Origin of the sequence: Pseudomonas sp. FGI182 (genome assembly GCF_000511325.1) — a bacterium.
GTDB lineage: Bacteria > Pseudomonadota > Gammaproteobacteria > Pseudomonadales > Pseudomonadaceae > Aquipseudomonas > Aquipseudomonas putida_Z.
The window spans coordinates 2,168,174-2,188,890 of record NZ_CP007012.1; the positions used below are offsets into that span (position 1 = coordinate 2,168,174).

The window sequence follows — 20,717 nt, forward strand, 5'->3', positions numbered from 1 at the left end:
TGGGCTCGTCATCAACCCACCCAGGAGCGACCATGTCCTCATCCATCGCCGGTATCCAGGTGCCCGACAGCGCCATGGCTCGGGAAATCACCGAGCTCGTCCGTGACACGGCTTCCCCTTTGCTGTTCCACCACTCCAGCCGGGTGTTCTACTTCGCGGCCCTTGCCGGGCAGCGGCTGGGGCTGCGTTACGACAGTGAACTGCTGTACGCAGGCTGCATGTTCCATGACATGGGCCTGACCCATCAGCACAGCAGCGATTGCTGCCGCTTCGAGGTGGACGGTGCCAATGCGGCGCGCGATTTCCTCCAGCGCCACGGCGTGGACGAGCGCGATGTCGAGCGAGTGTGGACGGCGATCGCGCTGCATACCACGCCGGGCATTCCAGAGCACATGCACCCGTTGATCGCCCTGGTCACGGCGGGGGTGGAGACTGATGTGCTGGGGCTGCACCACGAAGGGCTGGGGATTGCCGCGCGGGATGCCGTGGTCCAGGCGCACCCGCGTGGGGAGCGGTTCAAGGAGGCGATCATCCAGGCGTTTTACGACGGGATCCGGCACAAGCCGCAGACCACGTTTGGCAACGTGAAGGCGGATGTGATCGCGGACAAGGAGCCTGCATTCCGGCCTGGGAATTTCTGCAGCGTCATTCGGCAGTCCTGCTGGGCGAGCTGAGTAAAGCGGGCTGGTGTTGCCGGTGATCGCAGTCCCTGGTGCCTGTCAGCTATACAGATTGGGGCCGCTTTGCGGCCCTTCGCGGGCGTGCCCGCTCCCACAGGTTGGGCATCAGATCAAACCGGTGCTATCGAAGTGGGAGCTGGCACGTCGAGCGCAGAGTCCGCTACCGAGCGCTCGCGATTCGCCACCCCGAACGGCACATGCACCATCGGCAAATCCCCCGCCGGCGATTGCAAATGGCTGCGCTGGTCATCAAAGAACACATGCGGTTTCAGTATCGACAGCACCCTGGGTTTTTCCATCCCGCCCAGAAAGAAGCACTCGTCCGGCGATACGCCCCAGTCCTTCAACGTCGTCACCACCCGCTCATGCGAAGGGGCATTGCGCGCCGTCACAATGGCAATCCGCAAGATGCGCTTGTACGCCGGGTCCTCGGCCAACTTGCGGTCTTCGAGCATGCGAATCAGCGAAAGCTTGCGGTACAGGTCCGCCAGCGGCCCCGGCGAATGCGGGATGCCCTTGCGCACGCGTTCATGCTCCTGAAACTCGTCCAGGTTGTCGTCGCGCTTGTAGACGCGCTCGGCCTCGTCATCGGCAATCACCCCGTCAAAGTCGAAGGCTACCCGCAGTTCGGTGTCGATTTCGTCATCGTAGATGCGTGTCGGCAGCACCCGGCCGGCCGGGTAGTTGGCGTCGATGGCTTTCTGCACATCCTCCTCGTTGGCGCTGAGGAACAGCGAGGCATTGAACGCCGGGATGTACTCATAGGGCGAGCGGCCCGACATGAACGCCGCGCGGGTGATGTCCAGCTGGTAGTGGCTGATCGAGCGAAACACCCGCAGGCCGGTTTCCGGCGAGTTGCGCGACAGCAGCACCACCTCCACCGGCAACTGCTCGGGGAAGGCCTGGTTGATGCTCAGGAAGCGGCGAATGAACGGGAACGCCACACCCTTGGGGAAGGGTTCGTCCAGGTTCTGCTGCTGGTGCTGGCGGTAAGCCTCGACGCCCTGGGTCTGGTAGATGTCGTCCGAGACGGTGAGGTCGAACAGCGCACTCGAAGCAACGCCGATGACCAGTTTCTGTTCGATGGGGTAGGGCATGAAGTAACTCCTGAACATGAGCCGAGGGCAAGGGATCCTGTACAGCGCGATTCTGTAGGAGCGGCCTTGTGTCGCGAAAGGGCCGCAAAGCGGCCCCTGGATTTCAGCAACTGTGCATAGTCTGTTGGGGCTGCTCTGCAGCCCTTTCGCGACACAAGGCCGCTCCTACAAGGCGCTGGGCAGGACTGACAGTTGCTCCACCAGAAAATCCACGAACACCCGCACCCGCGCCGGCATCGCCGGGCCGCCGACGAACACCGCATGGATCGGCTCGCGATCACCCGGGTTGTACGCCTCCAGCAACGGCACCAGCTGCCCGTTGGCAAGGTCGTCGGCCACGGTAAAGGTACCGATGCGCGCCACGCCGGCGCCGAGCCTGGCCAACTGCGCCAGGGCCTCGCCGCTGCTGCATTCGATATTGCCCGTCACCTTCAATGAAAACGCCTGCCCGTCGCGGCGGAACGGCCAGTCGGGCGCGGCGCGGCGGAAGTTGAAGCGCAGGCAGTTGTGCCGGGCCAGGTCCTCTGGCACAAGCGGCGTACCGCAGCGCGCCAGGTACTCGGGCGAGGCGACGATCACCTGGCCGGTTTCGCCAATGGCGCGGGCGCTCAACGAACTGTCCGGCAGGTGGCCGAAGCGCAGCGCCACGTCGGCCTGGCCGCCGAGAATGTCGGCCACTTCGTCGCTGAGTGTAAGGTCGACCAGCACCTTCGGGTAGCGCGCGCTGAATGCCGCCAGCAACGGCACCACGGTCAAGCGGCCATGGCCCAGCGCTGCGCTGACCCGCAAGCGCCCGCGTGGCACGCCTTGGTCGGTGATGGCCTCTTCCACTTCGAGCATGTCGGCCAGCACCCGCCGTGCACCGCGCAGGTACGCTTCGCCTTCGGGCGTGAGGGTGATCGCCCGGGTGGTGCGCAGCAGCAGGCGGGTGCCCAGGCGCTGTTCGGTGCGCGCGAGGATGCGGCTCACCGCCGAAGGCGTCAGGCCCAGCGCCCGGGCGGCTGCGGACAGGCTGCCCTCCTGGGCCACCTTGGCAAATATTTCCATCTCTCCGGATCTTCCACTGAAGTCCATTTGTGCCTCTTCAGCAAAGGTGGTTCGCAAAAATGCAGTCTAGTGCGGCTTGGCTTCGGATCGTAGCATTTGCAGCACAGATAAGGAGCTTGCCATGCGTATCAATCCACCTCTTGTCGCACTCGCCATCGGTGCCTTTGGCATCGGGGTCACCGAGTTCGCCCCCATGGGCATGTTGCCCAGCATCGCCACCGACCTTGGCGTCTCCATCCCCGCTGCCGGGCTGTTGGTCAGTGCCTATGCGATCGGTGTGCTGATCGGCGCACCGTTGATGACCCTGGCCACGGTGAAGATCCCGCGGCGTTACCTGCTGATCGGGCTGATGGCCATCTTCACCCTCGGCAACCTGATGTCGGCCCTGGCCAGCGACTACGCCAGCCTGCTGGTCGCTCGCGTGGTCACCTCGCTGAACCACGGTGCGTTCTTCGGCATCGGCTCGATCGTCGCGGCCAGCGTGGTGCCGCCCGAGAAGCGCGCCGGGGCCGTGGCCGCCATGTTCATGGGGTTGACCCTGGCCACCATCGGCGGAGTGCCGCTGGCGACCTGGTTCGGTGAAATGCTGGGCTGGCGCACGGCATTCTGGGGCATCGCCGGGCTCGGCCTGGTGGCAATGACCACCCTCTGGTACGCACTGCCCAATGTGCCGTCGCCCAAGGGTGGCGGGGCCATGGCCGAAATCCGCGTGCTCGGCCGCGGGCCGGTGCTGGCGGCACTGCTGCTGACCGTGGTGGGCTCCAGTGCGATGTTCACGGTATTCACCTACATCGCGCCGATCCTGCAGAGCGAGGCGGCAGCGTCCACCACCTTCGTCACGGCCATGCTGGTGTTGTTCGGTGTCGGCCTGACCTTGGGCAATGTGTGGGGTGGCAAGGCGGCGGACCGCTCGATCGACCGTACCCTGATGCTGTCGCTGGCCGTGCTGATTGCGGTGTTGCTGGTGTTCCCGCTGGTGATGGACTGGCCGCTGCCGACTGCGCTGGCGATCCTGGTGTGGGGCGCTGCCAGCTTTGCCCTGGTGCCGCCGCTGCAGATGCGGGTGATGGAGGCGGCCAAGGATGCGCCCAACCTGGCGTCGGCGGTGAATATCGGGGCGTTCAACCTGGGTAACGCGATTGGTGCGGCGCTGGGTGGGGCGGTGATCAATGCCGGGCTGGGGTATTCGGCGGTTTCCCTGGCGGGGGCGGCGATGGCGGTTTTGGGCCTGGTGTTGGTGCTGCTGTTCGCTTGGCGGGGGCGGGCGGGGGCTGCGGCGAGTCAGGTTGCTGTGTAACAGGTGGAGATCTTCGGGGGCGCTTTGCGCCCCATCGCGACACAAGGCCGCTCCTACAGGAAACCGCGATTCCTTGTAGGAGCGGCCTTGTGTCGCGATGGGCTGCAAGGCAGCCCCACAGTTTTGCCCATCACGGCGTACCGTTACGGCCATGCAGGTGATAGGCCGGGCGCTCGCTCAGCCGCTCGTAATAATCGCGCACTGCCGGCAGGTGCGGGTGCTCGAACGGCGTTTCGAACCAGCGGTTGACCGACAGGCCAATGGGGATGTCGGCCAAGGTGAACTGGCTGCCGGCCACGTAGGCACCGGTGCTTGCCAGCTGGCGGTCGAGAATGTGCATGTAGCGCGCCCAGTCCGCGCAGCCGGCGGCCAGGGCCTGTGGGTCCTGGTGGGCGGGCGAGTGCCTGACCAGCGACATGAACGCGTAGCTCCAGGAACGGTTGAGGTCCGAGGCCTGCCAGTCGATCCACTGGTCGATCCTGGCCCGCGCCTGCGCCTCGCCCGGGTAGAACCCGGTGGCGCCATAGCGCGTGGCCAGGTAGCGGATGATGCTGTTGGATTCCCACAGGGTGAAGTCGCCATCCTGGATCACCGGGATCATGGCGTTGGGGTTTAACGCAAGGAACTCGGCGCTGTCCGTGGGCTTGAAACCCGCCCCCCAGTCTTCGCGCTCGAACGCGACCTCGAACTCGGCGCACGCCCACAGGACTTTTCGTACATTGATGGAGGAGGCTCTGCCCAGTATCCGTAGCATGGTGTTCATCCTTGTGGGGGGAGATTGATCGTCCGTCACTGCCGGTTGCCGGTCAAGAGCCTGAGTGGTGGTGGAGCATCCCCTTTGTAGGTTCCTTGTAGTCCATTTCCGAAAGTAAGCCTTTCCACCCCCAAGGTTATTGTGGCGGGGCATGCAGCGCCCTAGTCTCGGCACGCTCGTAACCCCGAGGAATGGACATGGACAAAGACACTCCGAAAGAAAGCAGCAACCTCAATGTCGTGCGCGCAGCGGGCCGTTTTGGCAACGGCGGCGCCGAACTGGTGCAGATGAACGCGCAGCTGCCAATGCGTACGGCGCTGATGGAGGCCTCGAGCATCATGGGCTGCATTACCGAACTCACCCGCAAGGCCATCGACCGGCCTGGTGACCGCAAGGCGATGATGCAGGCCACGTATTACCTGGCAGGCATGGCCAAGGCGCTTATCGACGGTCAGTTGCAGCAGTTGCGCCAGGCTCGGGGAGGCGAGCAGGAGCCTTAGTCAGACTTGCCTGGGGACCATGAACTTGGCACCCTTGGTCAGTTTGAATCTCTGTATCACGACAGAAGGAAGTTCGCATTGAGCTGGGACAAGGTGGGGAAACTCCTCGTAGCCGTGCTGCTTGGCCTGATGGTCCTGCTGGCCGCCTATGGGTTGCTCAGGGGCAACCCGCGCCTGGAGGCATCGCTGACCTATGCCTACCTCACCTATCCCAGCCAGTTCAGCGAACGCATCACCAAAGCCAGCGAGCAGCTCAAGTACGAGCAGTTGCAGGGGCGTATCAATGCCATCAGCGAGGGCGGGCTGAGCCACGATCAGGTCGAGCGGCTGATCGAAATGGCCCAGGCGCCGTATGCCCAGCTGTTCGCCAAGCCCTTCGAGGCCGGGCTGGTCGACCACCGTACCGGTCTGCTCATCGAGCTGCGCAACAGCGGTGATGCGCAGGTGCGCCAGGTGAAAATCCGCCTGCCGGCGAAAGGCCTTGTGCAGGTGCGCGATGCAGCTGGCAATGACACCATCCTGGAAACCTCCACCATGCAAGCGGACATCCCCGTCATCGAGCCGGGTGGCGCGTGCAAGGTATGGGTGTATTTCGATGCGGACTACTCACAGATCCGCCAGGGCGGGGTCAGCATCAGTCACGCCGATGGCAAGGCTGACATACAGGTTTACCGCGAGGTCATCGGTTTCCCGGCCTGGGTGGCCCGTTACAGCCGCGAGCTGATGGTGCTGCTGGGCGTATTGGCGGCCAGCGTGCTGGGCCTGGGGTATGCCTGCCTGTCGCGTCGTAACCCGCACTGAACGCCTCACCTGTAGAAGCAGCCTTGTGCTGCGAAGAGGCCGGTACTGACTGAACATGTGTATCGCCTGTACCGGCCTCTTCGCAGCACAAGGCTGCTCCTACAAGGAGTTGTGCAGGCTGTCAGTGAGCCATACTGCGTCCCAGTGTGGATAATCGCCAATCTCTGCTACCAGGCCAGCCCGCAGAGGGTTGGCAATGATGTATCGGGCTACCTTGCGCACATCATCGTCCTGGCGCAGCGCTCGGTCATGAAACCCGCGTTGCCAGACTTGGCCCGGGCTCACGCCCGCCTTGCACAATGCCGTACCAGATCGCGATTTGAACTGCCGCATCAGGCTGCTCAATGTGACAGCACGCAGCTCTACCAGCCAATGCAAGTGGTCAGGCATCAGCACCCAGGCAAGTGAGCGGCAAGCACCAAGGCGTTCCGACCGCCTCAGCTCCCTGATGACCAGGCGAGCTGTACGAAGATCCTGAAACAGCGGCTTGCGTGCATGGGTGACAGTGGTCAGCAGGTACAGCCTGCCAGGCTCTGAAAAACGCCCCCGGCGTAGCAGGTTGGCCTCAGCACGATCCATGTAGTGTTCCTCGCATCCGTTTCGTGTGGGATACCTACAATAGAGATTCCAGACGCTACCGACGTTGGCAGATCGTTACCTTGTTTTGCAGCCATACACCTTTGTAGGAGCAGCCTTGTGCTGCGAAGAGGCCGGTACGAGTGATACACATGTTTGGTCAGTACCGGCCTCTTCGCAGCACAAGGCTGCTCCTACAGAAAAGGCGAAAATGCGTGTTTCTGGGGCAAAGGACATTTGCCGCAAACTCAACAATCGCCCGTTGACAACCCTCTATAGTGCTCGGCATTACAAGACCCATGCCGAGCCTGCCTGATGATCCCCTCCCTGGACTCCATTTTTTCCCGCCTGCGCCTGCGTCAGTTACGCCTGCTCATCGAACTGGACCGTTGCGGCTCCCTGCACAAGGCGGCGGAGGCCATGGCGATTTCCCAGCCTGGTGCAACCAAGGCCTTGCGCGAGGTGGAGGAGGTGCTGGGTGTGCCGTTGTTCCAGCGCCTGCCCAGCGGCCTGGTGGCCAATGACGTAGGCCGTTGCGTGGTGCGATATGCGCGGTTGATTCACAGTGACCTGGGGCATTTGCGCGAGGAGGTGCTGGGCATCGTCCAGGGCCAGGGTGGGCGGCTGGCGGTGGGTAGCATCATGGGTGCCATGCCGACCCTGGTCGGTGCCCTCGGGCGGTTGCGCCGCAAGCAGCCGCAACTGGCGGTGGAGATCGCCGAGAACACCAGTGCCAACCTGCTGGCCCAGCTTGATGAAGGGCGCCTGGACCTGGCCATCTGCCGGCCAGGGCTGGGCCGCAACGCGGCGGACTACGCCTTTGTCGAACTGGCCCAGGAGCCGCTGGCGGTGGTCGCGCACCCGCAGCACCCGCTGGCCGGGGCGGCGGCGCTGGAAGTTGGCGACCTGAGCCAGTACCGTTGGATTGTCTACCCGGCGAACATGCCCATGCGCCAGGCGCTGGAGCGTGAGTTGAGCGAGGCGGGGGTGGAGGTACCACGCTACCCGCTGGAAACCTTCTCCACCTTTGCCACCTTCATGCTGCTGGAAGACGACCCGACGCTGGTGGCGGTGATCCCCAGCGCCGTGGCGGCCTTTGCCGAGCAGCGCGGGTTGCTGGTGTCGTTGGCAGTGAAGCTGCGGGCACTGAGCGAGCCGTTCGGGATCGTGCACCGGGTGGCAGCGCCGCTGTCGCCGGCGGCGCGGTTGCTGGTGGAGGAGCTTACGGCCGGTTGAGCCCTGTTGCGACCCCCTGTGGAAGCGGGTTCACCCGCGAAGAATACGACGCGGTGGATGGCACCGGCTGCGCCGGTGTTCGCGGCCACGGCCGCTCCCACAGGTAAAGCGTGAACCCGAAGCCCGCATAGTACTTGTGGGAGCGGGCATGCCCGCGAAGCAGGCGACGCGGTGGATGGCACCGGCTCTGCCGGTGTTCGCGGCTGAAGCCGCTCCCACAGGTACAGCGTGATCCCGAAGCCTGCGCCGTACCTGTGGGAGCGGGCATGCCCGCGAAGCAGGCGACGCGGTGGATGGCACCGGCTCTGCCGGTGTTCGCGGCTAAAGCCCACACAGATACAGCGTGAGCCCGAAAGCCTTCGCCGTACCTGTGGGAGCGGGTTCACCCGCGAAGAATACGACGCGGTGGATGGTACCGGCTGCGCCGGTGTTCGCGGCTAAAGCCGCTCCCACAGGTAAAGCGTGAACCCGAAGCCCGCATAGTACTTGTGGGAGCGGGCATGCCCGCGAAGCAGGCGATGCGGTGGATGGCACCGGCTGCGCCGGTGTTCGCGGCTGAAGCCGCTCCCACAGGTACAGCGTGAGCCCGAAGCCTGCGCCGTACCTGTGGGAGCGGGTTCACCCGCGAAGCAGGCGACGCGGTGGATGGCACCGGCTACGCCGGTATTCGCGGCTGAAGCCATACAGGGATCTCGCAATCTCGATCTCAGAACCGCCGCTCGCGGTAATCGATCAAGCTGGAAAACACCGCAATCAACACCGCAGCCACCACAAAAAAGATCAGCGCAAAGAAGTAATCCCCGGTGAACTGCACGATAAGGCCGATCACGATCGGCACCAGCACCCCGGCCATGTTGCCGCAGAAGTTCATGGTGCCACCCAGCACGCCGGTACGCGACGGCCCGCCGATGATCGCCGGCAGGCACCAGTACATCCCGCACCAACGGATGAAGAACATCGCCACGCACAGCAGGCTGATCACCGCGACGGTCTCGCCCACATAGGCTGCCGCCAGGATGCACAGCGCCGCCACCAGCGCCGAACCGCTGAACATGGTGCGCATCACCAGGTTCGGCGAGGCACCGCTGGCCCGCCAGCGGTCACCGATCCAGCCGCCGATCAGTTCGCCGACAAATCCGCACATGAAGATCAGGAAGGTCGCCCCGCCCATGGCCGAGATGTTCAGGCCGTGGGCCTTGTGCAGGTAGCTCGGCATCCAGGTCAGCAGGCCGTAGAACACTGCCAGGATGCAGCTGTAGCCGGCGAACATGGCAAAGATCGAACGGTCCTTGAGCAGCTCGCGCAGCGGCAGCCTGGCCTTGGCTGCCGCGGCATGGGCGCTGGCGTTGCCTTCGGTGATGTGGCGCAGCTCGGCCTCGTTCACCCCCGGGTGCTCGCTGGGGTGGTTGCGGATGTACTTCCACGCCAGGATGCCGGCCAATACGGTGCCGACCCCGGCCACCACGAAGGCCAACCGCCACGAACCCAGCCAGGCAATCAGCCCGGAAATCAGGATCGCCCCCAGGGCGCTGCCCAGCGGCGCGCCGCCATCCACCAGCACCGCGCCACGGCCACGTTCGTTAGGCGTCAGCCAGGCGCCATTGAGCTTGGCCCCGGCGGGCATGATCGGCGACTCGGCCACGCCCAGGCCGATGCGCGTCAGCAGCAGTACCAGCCAGTTGTGCGAGGCCGCGCCCAGTGCCTGGAACAGGCCCCAGGCCACGGTTGCCGCGCCAATGATGCCGCGGGTGTGGAAGCGGTCCAGCAGCATGCCGCCAGGGATCTGCATCAAGGCATAGGACCAGAAGAACGCACTGAGCATCAGCCCTTCCATGGCCGGCGTCAGGTTGAACTCGGGGGCGATCAGCGGCAGCGCCACCGACAGCGAGGCGCGGTCGATGTAGTTGATTGCGGTCAGCAGCAACAGGATCAGGAAGATGCGCCAGCGCACTGTGGTCATCGGGGCCGCAGCGGGCAGCGCCAGGTCGGCCGGGGAGGGGATGGTCTTCATCGCAGGAGCTCGTTGTTGTGATTATCGGGAGGCGTAGCAACTACGCAGGCCGATTGTTGGAGCGCTGCCGGCAGTGCAGGTAATGAAAAGAGCTGATCCGCCAATAACGCCTGCTTATTACCCGGGCAGGGGATAAGCAGTGGTTATTGGCGGATCAGCTCTTTTCATTATCGGCGGCCCTGGCCCGCGCTCTAGATTGCCCCGGCACGGCCCGCCAGCGTCACGGCGGGCACAACAAGAACAACGCAGTTGCCTGAGGACCCCTCATGAGCCAATTCCAGTTCCATTTCCCCACCATTGCCAAATGTGGCGCGGGCCTGGCCGACCAGGCCGGTGCGCTGCTCAAACCGTACGTGGACGGCACCCTGCTGGTGGTCACCGACCAGGGCCTGATCGACGTTGGCATCCTGGCCGGCTTCTTCGCCTCGCTGGAGCAGGCGGGCATCGACTACCAGCTGTTCTCTGCCGTTGAGGCCAACCCCAGCACCGACGTGCTCGACGCTGCCGTGGCGCTGCTGAAAGAGCGCAACTGCACCGCCGTGATCGGCGTGGGCGGCGGCAGCAGCATCGACACCGCCAAGGGCGTGGCGGCGATGGCCACCAACCCTGGCAACATCCTCGACTACGAGGGCTACGACAAACTGACCCAGCCGCCGCTGCCGATCTTCGCCATCCCGACCACCTCCGGTACCGGCAGCGAATGCACGGCTTCGACCGTGTTCACCAACAAGCGCACGCTGTTCAAGACGGTGATCGTCAGCCCGCGGCTGTTCCCGCGCCTGGCCATCCTCGACCCGGCACTGACCCTGAAGCTGCCTGCGGCCATCACCGCCGCCACCGGCATGGATGCCCTGACCCATGCCATCGAGTCGTATGTGTCGCGCCAGGCCAACCCGATCAGCCAGGCCATGGCCCTGCAGGCCATTCGCATGATTGCCGGCAGCCTGGAAAAAACCTACTTCGTCGGCACCGACATGGCGGCCCGCGAGCAGATGCTGCTGGGCTCGTTCCTGGCCGGGGTGGCGTTCTCGCAATCCAAGCTGGGCAACGTGCATGCCATTTCCCACACCTTCGGCGGGGTGTTCAACATCCCCCATGGCATCGCCAACGCCGCCCTGCTGCCTTACGTGATCAAGTTCAACCTGCCGGCCTGCCCGGAGCGCTTCCGCGACATCGCCATTGCCCTGGGCGCCGATGTGACCGGGCTCAGCGTGGAGCAGGCCGCGGCACGCACGGTAGATGCAGTGGTGGCCCTGAACCAGGCCATCGGCATTCCCGCGACCATCCGTGAACTGGGCGTGGACCTGGAGTTCCTGCCGCAGATGGTCAGCGACTCGATGCGCAGCGGCAACGTGCTGGTCAACCCACGCCTGACCACCGCGCGCGATGTCGAGCGCCTGATCACCGACGCCTACCACGGCAACCTCTGAACCTCTTATGGAACCACGACCATGTTCTATGAAATGCGTACCTACACCCTGCACATCGGCAAGATGAAGCAATACCTGGAGCACTTCGAAAAGGAAGGCTTGCCGGTGATCTCGCGCTACGCCAAGCTGGTGGGCTGGTGGTACACCGAGATTGGCGAACTGAACCAGGTGGTGCACATCTGGGCCTACGAGAGCCTTGACGACCGCATCGAGCGCCGCGCCGCCCTGTACCGCGATGCGGACTGGCTGGAGCGCTTCATTCCCGTGGCCTTCCCGATGCTGGTGCGGATGGAATCGAAGCTGTTGATGCCTGCCGCGTTTTCGCCGATCCAGTGACCCTGTAACTGCATTGCATCAAGGAGCAACCCAATGGATCTAGGCATTACCGGCCGCTGGGCCATCGTCTGCGCGGCCAGCCAGGGCCTGGGCAAAGGCTGCGCCGAGGCGCTGGGCAAAGAAGGCGTCAACCTGGTCATCAATGCCCGCACCCAGGCCACCCTGGAGCAGACCGCCGCCGAGTTGCGCGCGGCTTGCCCGGGCATCGAGGTGCGCACCGTGGCCGGTGATGTCGCCGACGCCGAGGTGCGCCAGGCGCTGCTGGCAGCCTGCCCGCAGGTGGATATCCTGGTCAACAATGCCGGTGGCCCGCCCCCGGGCGACTTCCGCGACTGGGGCCGCGAGGACTGGCTGAAGGCACTGGACGCCAACATGCTTACCCCCATCGAGCTGATCAAGGCGGTGGTCGATGGCATGGCCGAGCGCGGGTTTGGCCGGGTGGTGAACATCACCTCCGGCGCGGTGAAGGCGCCGATCGATATTCTTGGCTTGTCCAATGGTGCGCGCAGTGGCCTGACCGGCTTCATCGCTGGCCTGGCCCGTCAGCAGCGCCTGGCGGGCAGCAACGTGACGCTGAATAATCTGCTGCCTGGGGCGTTCGACACGGCGCGCCTGCAGAAGACCTTGAAAGCGGCAGGTGGCGATGTGGAAGCCACCGCCCAGTCGCGGCGCAAGGCCATCCCGGCGGCGCGCTTTGGCAGTGCCGGCGAGTTCGGCGCTTACTGCGCGTTCCTGTGCAGTGCGCATGCCGGGTACATCACCGGGCAGAACCTGTTGATCGATGGTGGGGCGTTCCCCGGTACCTTCTGAAAATGGGGCCGCTTTGCGGCCCTTTCGCGACACAAGGCCGCTCCTACAAAGGGATGTGCATTCCCCTGTAGGAGCGGCCTTGTGTCGCGAAAGGGCTGCAAAGCAGCCCCAGGATCGAAATCGATCAGTGAATCGCCACGGGGTTGATGTTCACCTGGGTCGAGCCCTTGTACAGCGGCTGGCCCAGCACGAACAGGAACTCGAACGCCTTGTCCTTCACCAGCGCGCGGGTGTCGATCAGCTCCAGGTTGTAGATGCCGCGCTTGGCCAGCATGAACTGGTTGACCGGGAATTCTTCACCGGTCGGGTTCGGGTACACCTCCGAAGCCCAGGTATCGCCACCAAAGGCGACAATGCCCTGGTCAGCCAGCCACTCGGCCGCCGGCAGGTCGATGCCCGGTTCGGTGGCGAGGAACTGCTGGTTGTCCTTGCCGATCAGTTCCAGCCAACCGGTGTTGAACAGCACCACGTCACCCTTGCGCAGGGTAATGCCTTCTTTCTTCAGTACGGCCTTGATGTCGTCGACGGTGAACGAGGTGCCGCCCGGCACGATGGCCTTGCCGTAGTGAGCGGTCATGTCCAGCACCACGCCGCGGGTGACCATTGGCGGTACTTTTTCCACGCCCAGCTTGGTCACGCCTTCGACGGTGACGAAATCGGCAGCCTTGTTGCCGTTGTAGTAGACGTTGTCGATACCGATGTGGCCGATGCCGTTGAGCTGGGTGCCGACGCCGGTCCAGCCGTTGACCAGTTCATCGTTGAAGCTGAACTTGTTGCGGCCCAGGGTCTGGCCGGCCTGTTCGCCAGGCTGGATGTTGTACAGGTGGAAGCTGCGGTGGCGGAAGGCCGGCAGGTCTTTGCTCACCGGTACGGCCAGCGGGTAGGTCTTGCCGGTCTTGACCAGGCCGACCGCCTGCTTGACCACTTCAGGGGTGAGCAGGTTGGCGGCGCCGATTTCATCCTGTTTGCCGTAGGGCGAGGTCTGCCAGTCGGCGGCCAGGGTGGCCTGGGCAGTGGTCGCCAGTGCGACGGCGAGCAGCAGGGGCTTGAAGCGTTTCATCGGGTACTCCTGATAGTGAGGCGTTGTCAGGAGCAGATTCTGCGCAGGGCCAGCTATGGGAAAAAGCGGCCCGGGGGACAATGACTTTTGCTTGCCGGTCAACAACCACCCTCGTGCAGCGCCAGGCTCTGGCGCAACTGTTCGAGCATGGCCTGGCGCAGTGCCTGCGGCGCCTGCACGCGGATCGAGCCGGCCTGGGACAGCAGCCAGCCCATCAGCGCACGGTTGTCGTCGACGGTGGCTACCAGGGTGGCGCCACCGTCCGCTTGCAGCGTCAGTTGCATATCTGCCGACAGGGGCGCCGCTTCCAGGCGCCGGGCCAGCGCATCATCGACCCAGGCGTGCAATTCGACCTGTTCCGGGGGTGTGAGCGCATCGGGCTGCAGCTGATGCGCCTCACCCAGGTTCAGGCCCGGTTGCCAGTACCAGCCGTAGGGCATGCCTTTGCTGTTGCACTGCAGCGGGAACAGCGCCGCGAGTTCGACCAGGTCGCGTTCGACGGTGCGTTTGCTGGTGATATGGCCCACGGTTGTCAGGGCGGCCTGCAACTGGGTGGAACTCATCCCCGGGTGGCGGCCGGGCAGCAGCTTGAGCAGCTGCCACTGGCGGGCGATGGTGTGACGGGTAGGGTGGCTGGGCAAAGGGTTCGTCCTTGAAGGCAGGCACGAAGCCTGCCTGGGTAGTGGCGTTTAGCTATTGCCCAGCATACCTTGTAGCAGAATGGGATCCAAGTTCTCGCGTACGGCGTTCAGTCGAGGCGCGTCACCCATTTGCCTGCGCCTTGGCCCTCTTTCAGCTGCCGCAGAGCCTGTGGCAGTGCCGAGAAGGTGAACTCGCGGCGTTGTGGCGCGATCAGGCTGCCATCGGCGACGGCCTGCAGCAGGCGTTCACCGGCCACGCGCAGGGCTTGGCGATCTGCCAACCGGCCATGGGCATGAATGCTGTTGAGCGCCACTTCATGCAGCGAGATCGCCGTGCCGAAGGCGGGCGTTGGCGCGGTTTCCTGGCGGTCCTGGATGCACACCAGGTGGCCGTTGTAGCCGAGCAGGTGGGCAAGGCTGCCGGCATGGGCGCCGCTGACGGTGTCGAACAGGGCATGCAGCGGGCGCTCGCCCAGGGCGGCTTGCAGTTGGTCCTGCCAGTCGGCGTCGTGGTAGTCGAACACCCCACTCACACCAAGGGCCTTTAGCGTGGCGTGGTGGCGTTGGCCGGCACTGGCCCACACGCGCAGGCCTCGTTGCGCGGCCAGTTGCGCGAGGTAGAAGCCCACCGCGCCACCGGCGCCGATCACCAGCACGTCGCGGCTGGCACCTTGGGGCACCTTGGCCAGGGCCTGCCAGGCGGTCAGGGCGGGGCAGGGCACGGCGGCCGCGGCGGTGTCGCCGAGCGCACTGGGGATATGCATCACCAGGCTGGCATCCAGCAGGCAGTGCTCGGCAAAGCTGCCGTCACGCGCCAGCGATTGGTGGTAGGCAACGCGGCTGCCCAACGGCATGTCGACGCCTGCGCCAACGGCGACTACCACACCGGCGCCATCCACGCCCGGGACCGTGCCTTGCTGCCAGGCAGGGTGGCCCCACTCGCAGATTTTCCAGTCCACCGGGTTGAGGGCAATGGCGCGGTTGGCCACCAGCACCTCACCGGGGCCGGGTTGTGGCAGGGGTTTACGCAGCAGTTGCAGGCCGTCGAGGCCGGCGTTCGGGGTCCAGGCCCAGGCTTGATGATCGGTTTGCATGGTGCGGGTCCTTTCGAGACGGGTGGGCGGCAGGCTAGCGGGGATCAAGAGGGGGAAACAGGTGCGGTGAGGGCAAGGTGTTTTGATTTCAGGGCAAAAGTCTGGGGCCGCGTTGCCGCCCATCGCGACACAAGGCCGCTCCTACAGGAGAACGCGTTTCCTTGTAGGAGCGGCCTTGTGTCGCGATGGGCTGCAGAGCAGCCCCCAGGTTGAACTCAGATAGCCAGGCTGTCGACTACGCCACCATCGACTCGCAGCGCTGCACCGGTGGTGGCGGACGAGTAAGGGGAGGCGAGGTACACCGCCAGGTGGGCGACTTCGTCGACATCGGCGGCACGCTGGATGATCGAGCTCGGCCGTGCAGTACGCACGAAGTTGTCGGCTTCTTCACGAATGCTGCGCCCGGACGCCTGGGCTGCATCAGCCACCAGCGCGGCCACGCCGTCGGTCAGGGTCGGGCCGGGCAGCACTGCGTTCACGGTTACCCCGGTGCCGGCCAGGCGCTTGGCCAGGCCATGCGATACCGCCAGGTTGGCAGCCTTGGTGACGCCGTAGTTGATCATGTCGGCAGGGATGGCGATGCCCGATTCCGAGGAGATGAACAGGATCCGCCCCCAACCTTTCTCGACCATGCCCGGGGCATAGTGGCGGGCCAGGCGTACGCCGCTCAGCACGTTGGTGTCGTAGAAGCGCGTCCACTCGCTGTCGGCCACGTCGAAGAAGTCGACGTCGTCGTAGATGCCCAGGTTGTTGACCAGGATGTCGGCCCGTGGGTGGGCGGCGAACAGGGTTTCGGCACCGGCGGCGGTGCCCAGGTCGGCAACCACGCCGTGGATCTGGCCACGGCCGCCTTGCTCGCGCAGTTCGGCCAGGGCGGCATCCAGCGACTTCTGGCTGCGGCCGGCAATGACTACGTCAGCGTTGGCGCGGGCCAGGCCGCGGGCGATAGCCAGACCAATACCGCCGGTCGAGCCGCTGATGATGGCGGTGCGTCCGCCGAGGTCGATGTTCATGGAATGGCTCCTGTGGGTGAGTTGCATCGATAGGAGTCATCCTAGTGAGGCGCGGCAAGACTGTAAAAGACGTAATTCGACTGAGTTCAGACCTGCCTGGACTTATCAAGCCCTTGCTCGGCCAATGCCAGCACCCGCTCGCGGAAAATGCCCACGATCGGCCGCAAGTCGACCTGGTGCCAGACCGCCCACAACTGCTCGCTGGGCTGGAACCAGTCCAGCTGGCGCAGCACCACGGTCGGCCCGGCGCTGGCCGACAGGCTGCTTTGCACCATGGCCAGGCCCAGGCCGGCGGACACCAGGCCGAGCACGCTCAGCGGGTCGTTGGCCTCCAGCGACAGACGCGGGGTGAAGCCGGCATCGCCACAGCGGGCGATGAAATCGTCACGCTTGTGGCCCTGGTCGGGCTGCCCACCGGTGATGATCCAGTCCTGTTCGTGCAGGTCGGCGGGGGTCAGTTCGGCCTTGCTGGCCAGCGGGTGCGCGGCCGGGATGGCCAGCAGCAATGGGTCGTCCAGCACCGGCTGGCCGCGCAGGTCGGGGTCATTCTTTGGCGGCGGCTCGCAAACCAGGGCAATGTCCAGGCTGCGCTGACGCAGGCCTTCGAACTGTTCGTTGGGGGTCATGTTGTACAGCGCAATATGAATGTTCGGGCGCTCGCCACGAATCGCCCGCACCGCGCCCGGCAGCACGCCGGCGTGGATGGCGTGGTTGACGTAACCGATGCACAGCCCGCCTTCCTCGCCACGGCCCAGGCGCTTGCCCAGCGATTCCAGGCGCTCGGCATGCTTGAGCAGGCCACGCGCTTCGGCCAGGAAGGTGCGCCCGTCCCTGGTCAGGTACAGGCGCTGGTTGCGCCGTTCGAACAGCGCCAGGCCAAGGTTGTCCTCCAGCTGGGCGATCTGCCGGCTGAGGGGGGATTGGGAAATATGCAGCTGCTCGGCGGCCCGGCCGACGTTCTCGCATTCGGCGACGGCTACGAAGTAGCGCAACTGACGTAGATCTTGCATGAGACCTCCTGGGACTTAACTGTTGATGATTATGACTTGGGCGGTCTCGACATGGCCAGCCTGGGATGTGCTCACTTCGTCGGTTGAGCATGCCGACCAGGGCTTGGTGCTGTTTAACGCAAGGGGAGGGCTTTGCCCTCCATTCGCGGGCACGCCCGCTCCCACAGTTCAAATGCAGCGCAGTACCTGTGGGAGCGGGCGTGCCCGCGAATGCGTCTGTTCAGGCACCACAAAAGATTGATCCTTCCGCAACAGCCCAACCACCACCTTTGCTTCAGAGGCAAAACTCATTGTCCCGCGCCCGTCTTTTTCCCATCCCCGCGTCCCCCCGAGAATTCACCCATCCCAACCTTCCACAGGTGATTCTCAAATGCCTCTCGCCTTGTTAGCCCTGACCTTGGCGGCCTTCGCCATCGGCACCACGGAGTTCGTGATCGTCGGCCTCATCCCGACCATCGCCAATGACCTGGCGGTCACCCTGCCTTCGGCCGGCCTGCTGGTCAGCCTTTACGCCCTCAGCGTCGCCATCGGCGCGCCCCTGCTCACCGCCATGACCGGCCGCGTCCCGCGCAAGCTGTTGCTGGTCGGCCTGATGGCGCTGTTCACCGCCGGTAACCTGGTGGCCTGGCAGGCGCCCAGCTACGAATCGCTGATCATGGCGCGCATCCTCACCGGCCTGGCCCACGGGGTGTTCTTCTCGGTCGGCTCGATCATCGCCACCAGCCTGGTGCCGAAAGAAAAGGCCGCCAGCGCCATCGCCACCATGTTCAGTGGCATGACCGTGGCCTTCGTCACCGGTATCCCGCTGGGTACCTTCATCGGCCAGCACTTCGGCTGGCGCGTGACCTTCCTGGTGGTGGCTGCCTTCGGCCTGGTGGCGCTGCTCGGCGCACTGCTGTTCGTGCCCAAGCGCATCCAGCACAGCCAGCCGGCACCGCTGCTGCGCCAACTGCGGGTGATGCTGCAACCACGCCTGCTGCTGGTGTATGCCATGACTGCCGTGGGTTACGGCGGCTCGCTGATCGCCTTCACCTTCCTTGCCCCGATCCTGCAGGACATCGCCGGCTTCGGCGCCAACAGCGTCGCCCTGGTGCTGCTCGCCTACGGCGTTTCGGTTGCCCTGGGCAACATCTGGGGGGGCCGCCTGGCCGACCGCAAAGGCCCGGTCAAGGCACTGTCGATCATCTTCCTGCTGCTGGCCGTTGTGCTGCTGGCGCTGACCTTCACCGCGCCGCATCCGGTGCTGGTGGTAATCACCGTACTGGCCTGGGGCGCGGTGGCCTTCGGCAATGTGCCGGGCCTGCAGGTGTACGTGGTGCAGCAGGCGGAAAAGGTCGCCCCCGACGCAGTCGACGTGGCTGCCGGTTTCAACATCGCCGCCTTCAACCTGGGTGTGGCCGGTGGTTCCTGGGGCGGTGCCCAGGTGGTGCAACAGCTCGGCCTCGGCCACACCCCATGGATTGCCGCGCTGGTCACCCTCGGTGCCCTGGCCCTGACCCTGTACAGCGGCCGCCTCGACCGCCGCGTACCTGCCCAGCCACAACCTGTTGTCAGCCGCGCCTGACCCCTGATTCGCATTACGGAGATGCTCATGATGACTCAAGATCCGCTGTTCCAACCCCTGCAATTCGGCGCCCTTAACCTGCCCAACCGCGTGCTGATGCCGCCGATGACCCGCTCCCGCGCCGCCCAGCCTGGCGATGTACCGACCGCGCTGATGGCCGAGTACTACGCACAACGCGCCAGTGCCGGGCTGATCGTCAGTGAAGGCACCTGGATCTCGCCACTGGGCAAGGGTTACGCCCGCACCCCGGGTATCCATACCCAGGCGCAGATCGACGGCTGGCGCCTGATCACCGAGGCGGTACATGCCGCGGGCGGGCGCATCTTCGCCCAGCTCTGGCACGTTGGCCGCCTCAGCCACAGCAGCCTGCTCGGCGGCCAGGCACCGGTGTCGTCCTCGGCGATGCAGGCCGAAGGCGTGAATGTGTTCATCGACAATGCCGACGGCACGCCAGGCTTTGTCCAGGCCTCGAAACCACGCGCGTTGAGCGAAGCGGAAATTGCCGAGATCATCGAGCAGTACCGCCAGGCTGCGCGCAATGCCATGGCGGCCGGTTTTGACGGTGTCGAGTTGCATGCGGCCAACGGTTACCTGGTCAACCAGTTCCTCGATTCCGGCGCCAACGACCGCACCGACCGCTACGGCGGTTCGCTGGAAAACCGCCTGCGTTTCCTCGACGAGGTCACCCGTGCGCTGGTCGAAGGCACCGGCGACGCCCAGCGCGTAGGCGTACGCCTGGCGCCGCTGACCACGCTCAATGGCTGTGTCGATGCCGACCCGGTCACCACCTATACCGCAGCGGCCAAGCGCCTGGGCGAAATCGGCATTGGCTACCTGCACATTGCCGAAGCCGACTGGGATGACGCGCCGGACATGCCGGTGGACTTCAAGCAACAGCTGCGGTCGGTGTTCCCCGGGGTGATGGTGTATGCCGGCAAATACACCGGCGAACGTGCACGGCGCGCGCTGGAGGAGGGCTGGGCTGACCTGATCGGCTTCGGCCGACCATTCGTGGCCAACCCGGACCTGCCGGCACGGCTGAAGCTGAATGCGCCCCTGGCCGAGCACGAACGGGCCACGCTGTTTGGCGGTGATGCCCATGGCCTGACCGATTACCCGGCACTGGCAACAGCCTGACTTCAGGTTCTACTTCTGTAGGAGCGGGCTCACGCTGTACCTGTGGGAGCGGCTTTAGCCGCGAACACCGGCAACGCCGGTGCCATTTACCGTGTCGCCTGCTTCGCGGGTGAACCCGCTCCCACAGTGACCGTGCAATTTCGAGGTAGGGTGTAAAAAAGCCGGCTGCACTGAAGTTCCTGCAAGGCCGCCATTCTCTGTTCTATTCCATCAGCATCACAGCGTTGGCGTATTTTTCCTGGTCCGGTGTGAACGTTGTCAGCATGCCGGTGTGATTACAGGTCAGGGTGAGCTCTGTTCGCGTATCGATGAACAGATCCTCGCCGCGAAGGCCCTGCCATTGCGCCAGGTACTTGAACGAACCGTACTTCATCGGTTTCTTCAATGCGCGATCATGGCCACCTTTCCAACCTAGCACCGGGAGTGCGCCATCGGCGCAGTGCCGGGCAAGTTCTGGTTGGGCCAGAGCCCGCTCACGGCCAATCTCCCAGCAGCGGATCAAGCCCTCGTCGGGCCCTTTCCATGCTTCTTCCCAGGTGATCAAGGGGCGGATAGGGTGATGAATGGGGCGTCGAATGACCCCGGTAGCTCGATCCATGACTGAGATTGTCCGTAATGTTCAG

Annotated in this window: 21 protein-coding genes; 10 read left to right on the forward strand and 11 right to left on the reverse strand. The window is 64.8% G+C overall.

Translation table 11 applies throughout. The annotated features are described in order from the left end of the window. Nucleotides 1–32 precede the first annotated feature (32 nt). Complete coding sequence (locus C163_RS09700) at nucleotides 33–674, forward strand: HD domain-containing protein (RefSeq protein ID WP_025338578.1); 642 nt, start codon at nucleotides 33–35, stop codon at nucleotides 672–674. A gap of 116 nt (nucleotides 675–790) precedes the next feature. Here C163_RS09700 and C163_RS09705 read toward each other — a convergent pair whose 3' ends face one another. Both C163_RS09705 and C163_RS09710 read right to left on the reverse strand, forming a co-directional pair. Further along, nucleotides 791–1,777, reverse strand: coding sequence for a 5'-nucleotidase (locus C163_RS09705; protein WP_025338579.1), 987 nt, complete (start codon nucleotides 1,775–1,777; stop codon nucleotides 791–793). A gap of 165 nt (nucleotides 1,778–1,942) precedes the next feature. Further along, nucleotides 1,943–2,851, reverse strand: coding sequence for a LysR family transcriptional regulator (locus C163_RS09710; protein WP_025338580.1), 909 nt, complete (start codon nucleotides 2,849–2,851; stop codon nucleotides 1,943–1,945). A gap of 94 nt (nucleotides 2,852–2,945) precedes the next feature. Here C163_RS09710 and C163_RS09715 point away from each other — a divergent pair, with 94 nt between their 5' ends. Further along, nucleotides 2,946–4,121, forward strand: coding sequence for an MFS transporter (locus C163_RS09715; RefSeq protein WP_025338581.1), 1,176 nt, complete (start codon nucleotides 2,946–2,948; stop codon nucleotides 4,119–4,121). 130 nt (nucleotides 4,122–4,251) lie between these two features. Here C163_RS09715 and C163_RS09720 read toward each other — a convergent pair whose 3' ends face one another. After that, nucleotides 4,252–4,875 (reverse strand): glutathione S-transferase family protein, encoded by a 624-nt coding sequence (locus tag C163_RS09720; protein WP_025338582.1) that lies wholly within the window; start codon nucleotides 4,873–4,875, stop codon nucleotides 4,252–4,254. A gap of 197 nt (nucleotides 4,876–5,072) precedes the next feature. On the opposite strand from C163_RS09720, the gene C163_RS09725 reads away from it, so the two are divergent. Both C163_RS09725 and C163_RS09730 read left to right on the forward strand, forming a co-directional pair. Beyond that, nucleotides 5,073–5,375 carry a DUF3077 domain-containing protein gene (locus C163_RS09725; protein ID WP_025338583.1) on the forward strand — a complete coding sequence of 101 codons (303 nt, stop codon included), beginning with the start codon at nucleotides 5,073–5,075 and terminating at the stop codon, nucleotides 5,373–5,375. Between the two features lie 78 nt (nucleotides 5,376–5,453). Next, nucleotides 5,454–6,176, forward strand: a complete 723-nt coding sequence (locus tag C163_RS09730) for a hypothetical protein (RefSeq protein WP_025338584.1) — start codon at nucleotides 5,454–5,456, stop codon at nucleotides 6,174–6,176. 99 nt (nucleotides 6,177–6,275) lie between these two features. On the opposite strand, the gene C163_RS09735 is transcribed toward C163_RS09730, so the two are convergent. After that, complete coding sequence (locus C163_RS09735) at nucleotides 6,276–6,755, reverse strand: transposase (protein ID WP_025338585.1); 480 nt, start codon at nucleotides 6,753–6,755, stop codon at nucleotides 6,276–6,278. 312 nt (nucleotides 6,756–7,067) lie between these two features. Between C163_RS09735 and C163_RS09740 the strand changes: the two genes are divergently transcribed. Beyond that, nucleotides 7,068–7,988, forward strand: a complete 921-nt coding sequence (locus tag C163_RS09740; RefSeq protein WP_025338586.1) for a LysR family transcriptional regulator — start codon at nucleotides 7,068–7,070, stop codon at nucleotides 7,986–7,988. Nucleotides 7,989–8,694: 706 nt separating this feature from the next. Here C163_RS09740 and C163_RS09745 read toward each other — a convergent pair. Then, complete coding sequence (locus C163_RS09745) at nucleotides 8,695–9,999, reverse strand: MFS transporter (protein WP_025338587.1); 1,305 nt, start codon at nucleotides 9,997–9,999, stop codon at nucleotides 8,695–8,697. Between the two features lie 266 nt (nucleotides 10,000–10,265). On the opposite strand from C163_RS09745, the gene C163_RS09750 reads away from it, so the two are divergent. The 3 genes from C163_RS09750 to C163_RS09760 are packed head-to-tail and all read left to right on the forward strand — an operon-like array spanning nucleotide 10,266 to nucleotide 12,575. Continuing rightward, a complete protein-coding gene (locus tag C163_RS09750; protein WP_025338588.1) occupies nucleotides 10,266–11,429 on the forward strand; it encodes an iron-containing alcohol dehydrogenase in 1,164 nt (387 codons plus the stop codon). 21 nt (nucleotides 11,430–11,450) lie between these two features. Beyond that, nucleotides 11,451–11,765, forward strand: a complete 315-nt coding sequence (locus C163_RS09755; RefSeq protein ID WP_013972037.1) for an NIPSNAP family protein — start codon at nucleotides 11,451–11,453, stop codon at nucleotides 11,763–11,765. Nucleotides 11,766–11,798: 33 nt separating this feature from the next. Then, nucleotides 11,799–12,575, forward strand: a complete 777-nt coding sequence (locus tag C163_RS09760; protein ID WP_025338589.1) for an SDR family oxidoreductase — start codon at nucleotides 11,799–11,801, stop codon at nucleotides 12,573–12,575. Between the two features lie 124 nt (nucleotides 12,576–12,699). Here the strand turns inward: C163_RS09760 and C163_RS09765 are convergent, their stop codons facing one another. The 5 genes from C163_RS09765 to C163_RS09785 form a co-directional block, all read right to left on the reverse strand. Beyond that, on the reverse strand, nucleotides 12,700–13,635 hold the full coding sequence (locus C163_RS09765; RefSeq protein WP_025338590.1) for a cyclase family protein: 936 nt from the start codon (nucleotides 13,633–13,635) through the stop codon (nucleotides 12,700–12,702). Between the two features lie 98 nt (nucleotides 13,636–13,733). Beyond that, nucleotides 13,734–14,276 carry a WYL domain-containing protein gene (locus C163_RS09770; RefSeq protein WP_025338591.1) on the reverse strand — a complete coding sequence of 181 codons (543 nt, stop codon included), beginning with the start codon at nucleotides 14,274–14,276 and terminating at the stop codon, nucleotides 13,734–13,736. 107 nt (nucleotides 14,277–14,383) lie between these two features. Continuing rightward, a complete protein-coding gene (locus C163_RS09775; RefSeq protein ID WP_025338592.1) occupies nucleotides 14,384–15,370 on the reverse strand; it encodes a zinc-binding dehydrogenase in 987 nt (328 codons plus the stop codon). A gap of 215 nt (nucleotides 15,371–15,585) precedes the next feature. Further along, nucleotides 15,586–16,383 (reverse strand): SDR family NAD(P)-dependent oxidoreductase, encoded by a 798-nt coding sequence (locus C163_RS09780; protein ID WP_025338593.1) that lies wholly within the window; start codon nucleotides 16,381–16,383, stop codon nucleotides 15,586–15,588. Nucleotides 16,384–16,469: 86 nt separating this feature from the next. Then, the gene (locus tag C163_RS09785; RefSeq protein WP_025338594.1) at nucleotides 16,470–17,393 is read right to left on the reverse strand and encodes a LysR family transcriptional regulator; all 924 of its coding nucleotides are present in this window, start codon (nucleotides 17,391–17,393) and stop codon (nucleotides 16,470–16,472) included. A gap of 370 nt (nucleotides 17,394–17,763) precedes the next feature. On the opposite strand from C163_RS09785, the gene C163_RS09790 reads away from it, so the two are divergent. Both C163_RS09790 and C163_RS09795 read left to right on the forward strand, forming a co-directional pair. After that, on the forward strand, nucleotides 17,764–18,957 hold the full coding sequence (locus C163_RS09790) for an MFS transporter (protein WP_025338595.1): 1,194 nt from the start codon (nucleotides 17,764–17,766) through the stop codon (nucleotides 18,955–18,957). A 30-nt stretch (nucleotides 18,958–18,987) separates the two neighbouring features. After that, the gene (locus C163_RS09795; protein ID WP_025338596.1) at nucleotides 18,988–20,094 is read left to right on the forward strand and encodes an alkene reductase; all 1,107 of its coding nucleotides are present in this window, start codon (nucleotides 18,988–18,990) and stop codon (nucleotides 20,092–20,094) included. A 202-nt stretch (nucleotides 20,095–20,296) separates the two neighbouring features. Here C163_RS09795 and C163_RS09800 read toward each other — a convergent pair whose 3' ends face one another. Next, complete coding sequence (locus C163_RS09800) at nucleotides 20,297–20,692, reverse strand: hypothetical protein (RefSeq protein ID WP_023662326.1); 396 nt, start codon at nucleotides 20,690–20,692, stop codon at nucleotides 20,297–20,299. Between the last annotated feature and the right edge of the window lie 25 nt (nucleotides 20,693–20,717).

Excerpts from the sequence above, each read along its gene's own strand:
- C163_RS09700 (WP_025338578.1), top strand. The coding sequence starts at position 33 with ATGTCCTCATCCATCGCCGGTATCCAGGTGCCCGACAGCGCCATGGCT.
- C163_RS09705 (WP_025338579.1), bottom strand. The coding sequence starts at position 1,777 with ATGCCCTACCCCATCGAACAGAAACTGGTCATCGGCGTTGCTTCGAGT.
- C163_RS09710 (WP_025338580.1), bottom strand. The coding sequence starts at position 2,851 with ATGGACTTCAGTGGAAGATCCGGAGAGATGGAAATATTTGCCAAGGTG.
- C163_RS09715 (WP_025338581.1), top strand. The coding sequence starts at position 2,946 with ATGCGTATCAATCCACCTCTTGTCGCACTCGCCATCGGTGCCTTTGGC.
- C163_RS09720 (WP_025338582.1), bottom strand. The coding sequence starts at position 4,875 with ATGCTACGGATACTGGGCAGAGCCTCCTCCATCAATGTACGAAAAGTC.
- C163_RS09725 (WP_025338583.1), top strand. The coding sequence starts at position 5,073 with ATGGACAAAGACACTCCGAAAGAAAGCAGCAACCTCAATGTCGTGCGC.
- C163_RS09735 (WP_025338585.1), bottom strand. The coding sequence starts at position 6,755 with ATGGATCGTGCTGAGGCCAACCTGCTACGCCGGGGGCGTTTTTCAGAG.
- C163_RS09740 (WP_025338586.1), top strand. The coding sequence starts at position 7,068 with ATGATCCCCTCCCTGGACTCCATTTTTTCCCGCCTGCGCCTGCGTCAG.
- C163_RS09745 (WP_025338587.1), bottom strand. The coding sequence starts at position 9,999 with ATGAAGACCATCCCCTCCCCGGCCGACCTGGCGCTGCCCGCTGCGGCC.
- C163_RS09750 (WP_025338588.1), top strand. The coding sequence starts at position 10,266 with ATGAGCCAATTCCAGTTCCATTTCCCCACCATTGCCAAATGTGGCGCG.
- C163_RS09755 (WP_013972037.1), top strand. The coding sequence starts at position 11,451 with ATGTTCTATGAAATGCGTACCTACACCCTGCACATCGGCAAGATGAAG.
- C163_RS09760 (WP_025338589.1), top strand. The coding sequence starts at position 11,799 with ATGGATCTAGGCATTACCGGCCGCTGGGCCATCGTCTGCGCGGCCAGC.
- C163_RS09765 (WP_025338590.1), bottom strand. The coding sequence starts at position 13,635 with ATGAAACGCTTCAAGCCCCTGCTGCTCGCCGTCGCACTGGCGACCACT.
- C163_RS09775 (WP_025338592.1), bottom strand. The coding sequence starts at position 15,370 with ATGCAAACCGATCATCAAGCCTGGGCCTGGACCCCGAACGCCGGCCTC.
- C163_RS09780 (WP_025338593.1), bottom strand. The coding sequence starts at position 16,383 with ATGAACATCGACCTCGGCGGACGCACCGCCATCATCAGCGGCTCGACC.
- C163_RS09785 (WP_025338594.1), bottom strand. The coding sequence starts at position 17,393 with ATGCAAGATCTACGTCAGTTGCGCTACTTCGTAGCCGTCGCCGAATGC.
- C163_RS09790 (WP_025338595.1), top strand. The coding sequence starts at position 17,764 with ATGCCTCTCGCCTTGTTAGCCCTGACCTTGGCGGCCTTCGCCATCGGC.
- C163_RS09795 (WP_025338596.1), top strand. The coding sequence starts at position 18,988 with ATGACTCAAGATCCGCTGTTCCAACCCCTGCAATTCGGCGCCCTTAAC.
- C163_RS09800 (WP_023662326.1), bottom strand. The coding sequence starts at position 20,692 with ATGGATCGAGCTACCGGGGTCATTCGACGCCCCATTCATCACCCTATC.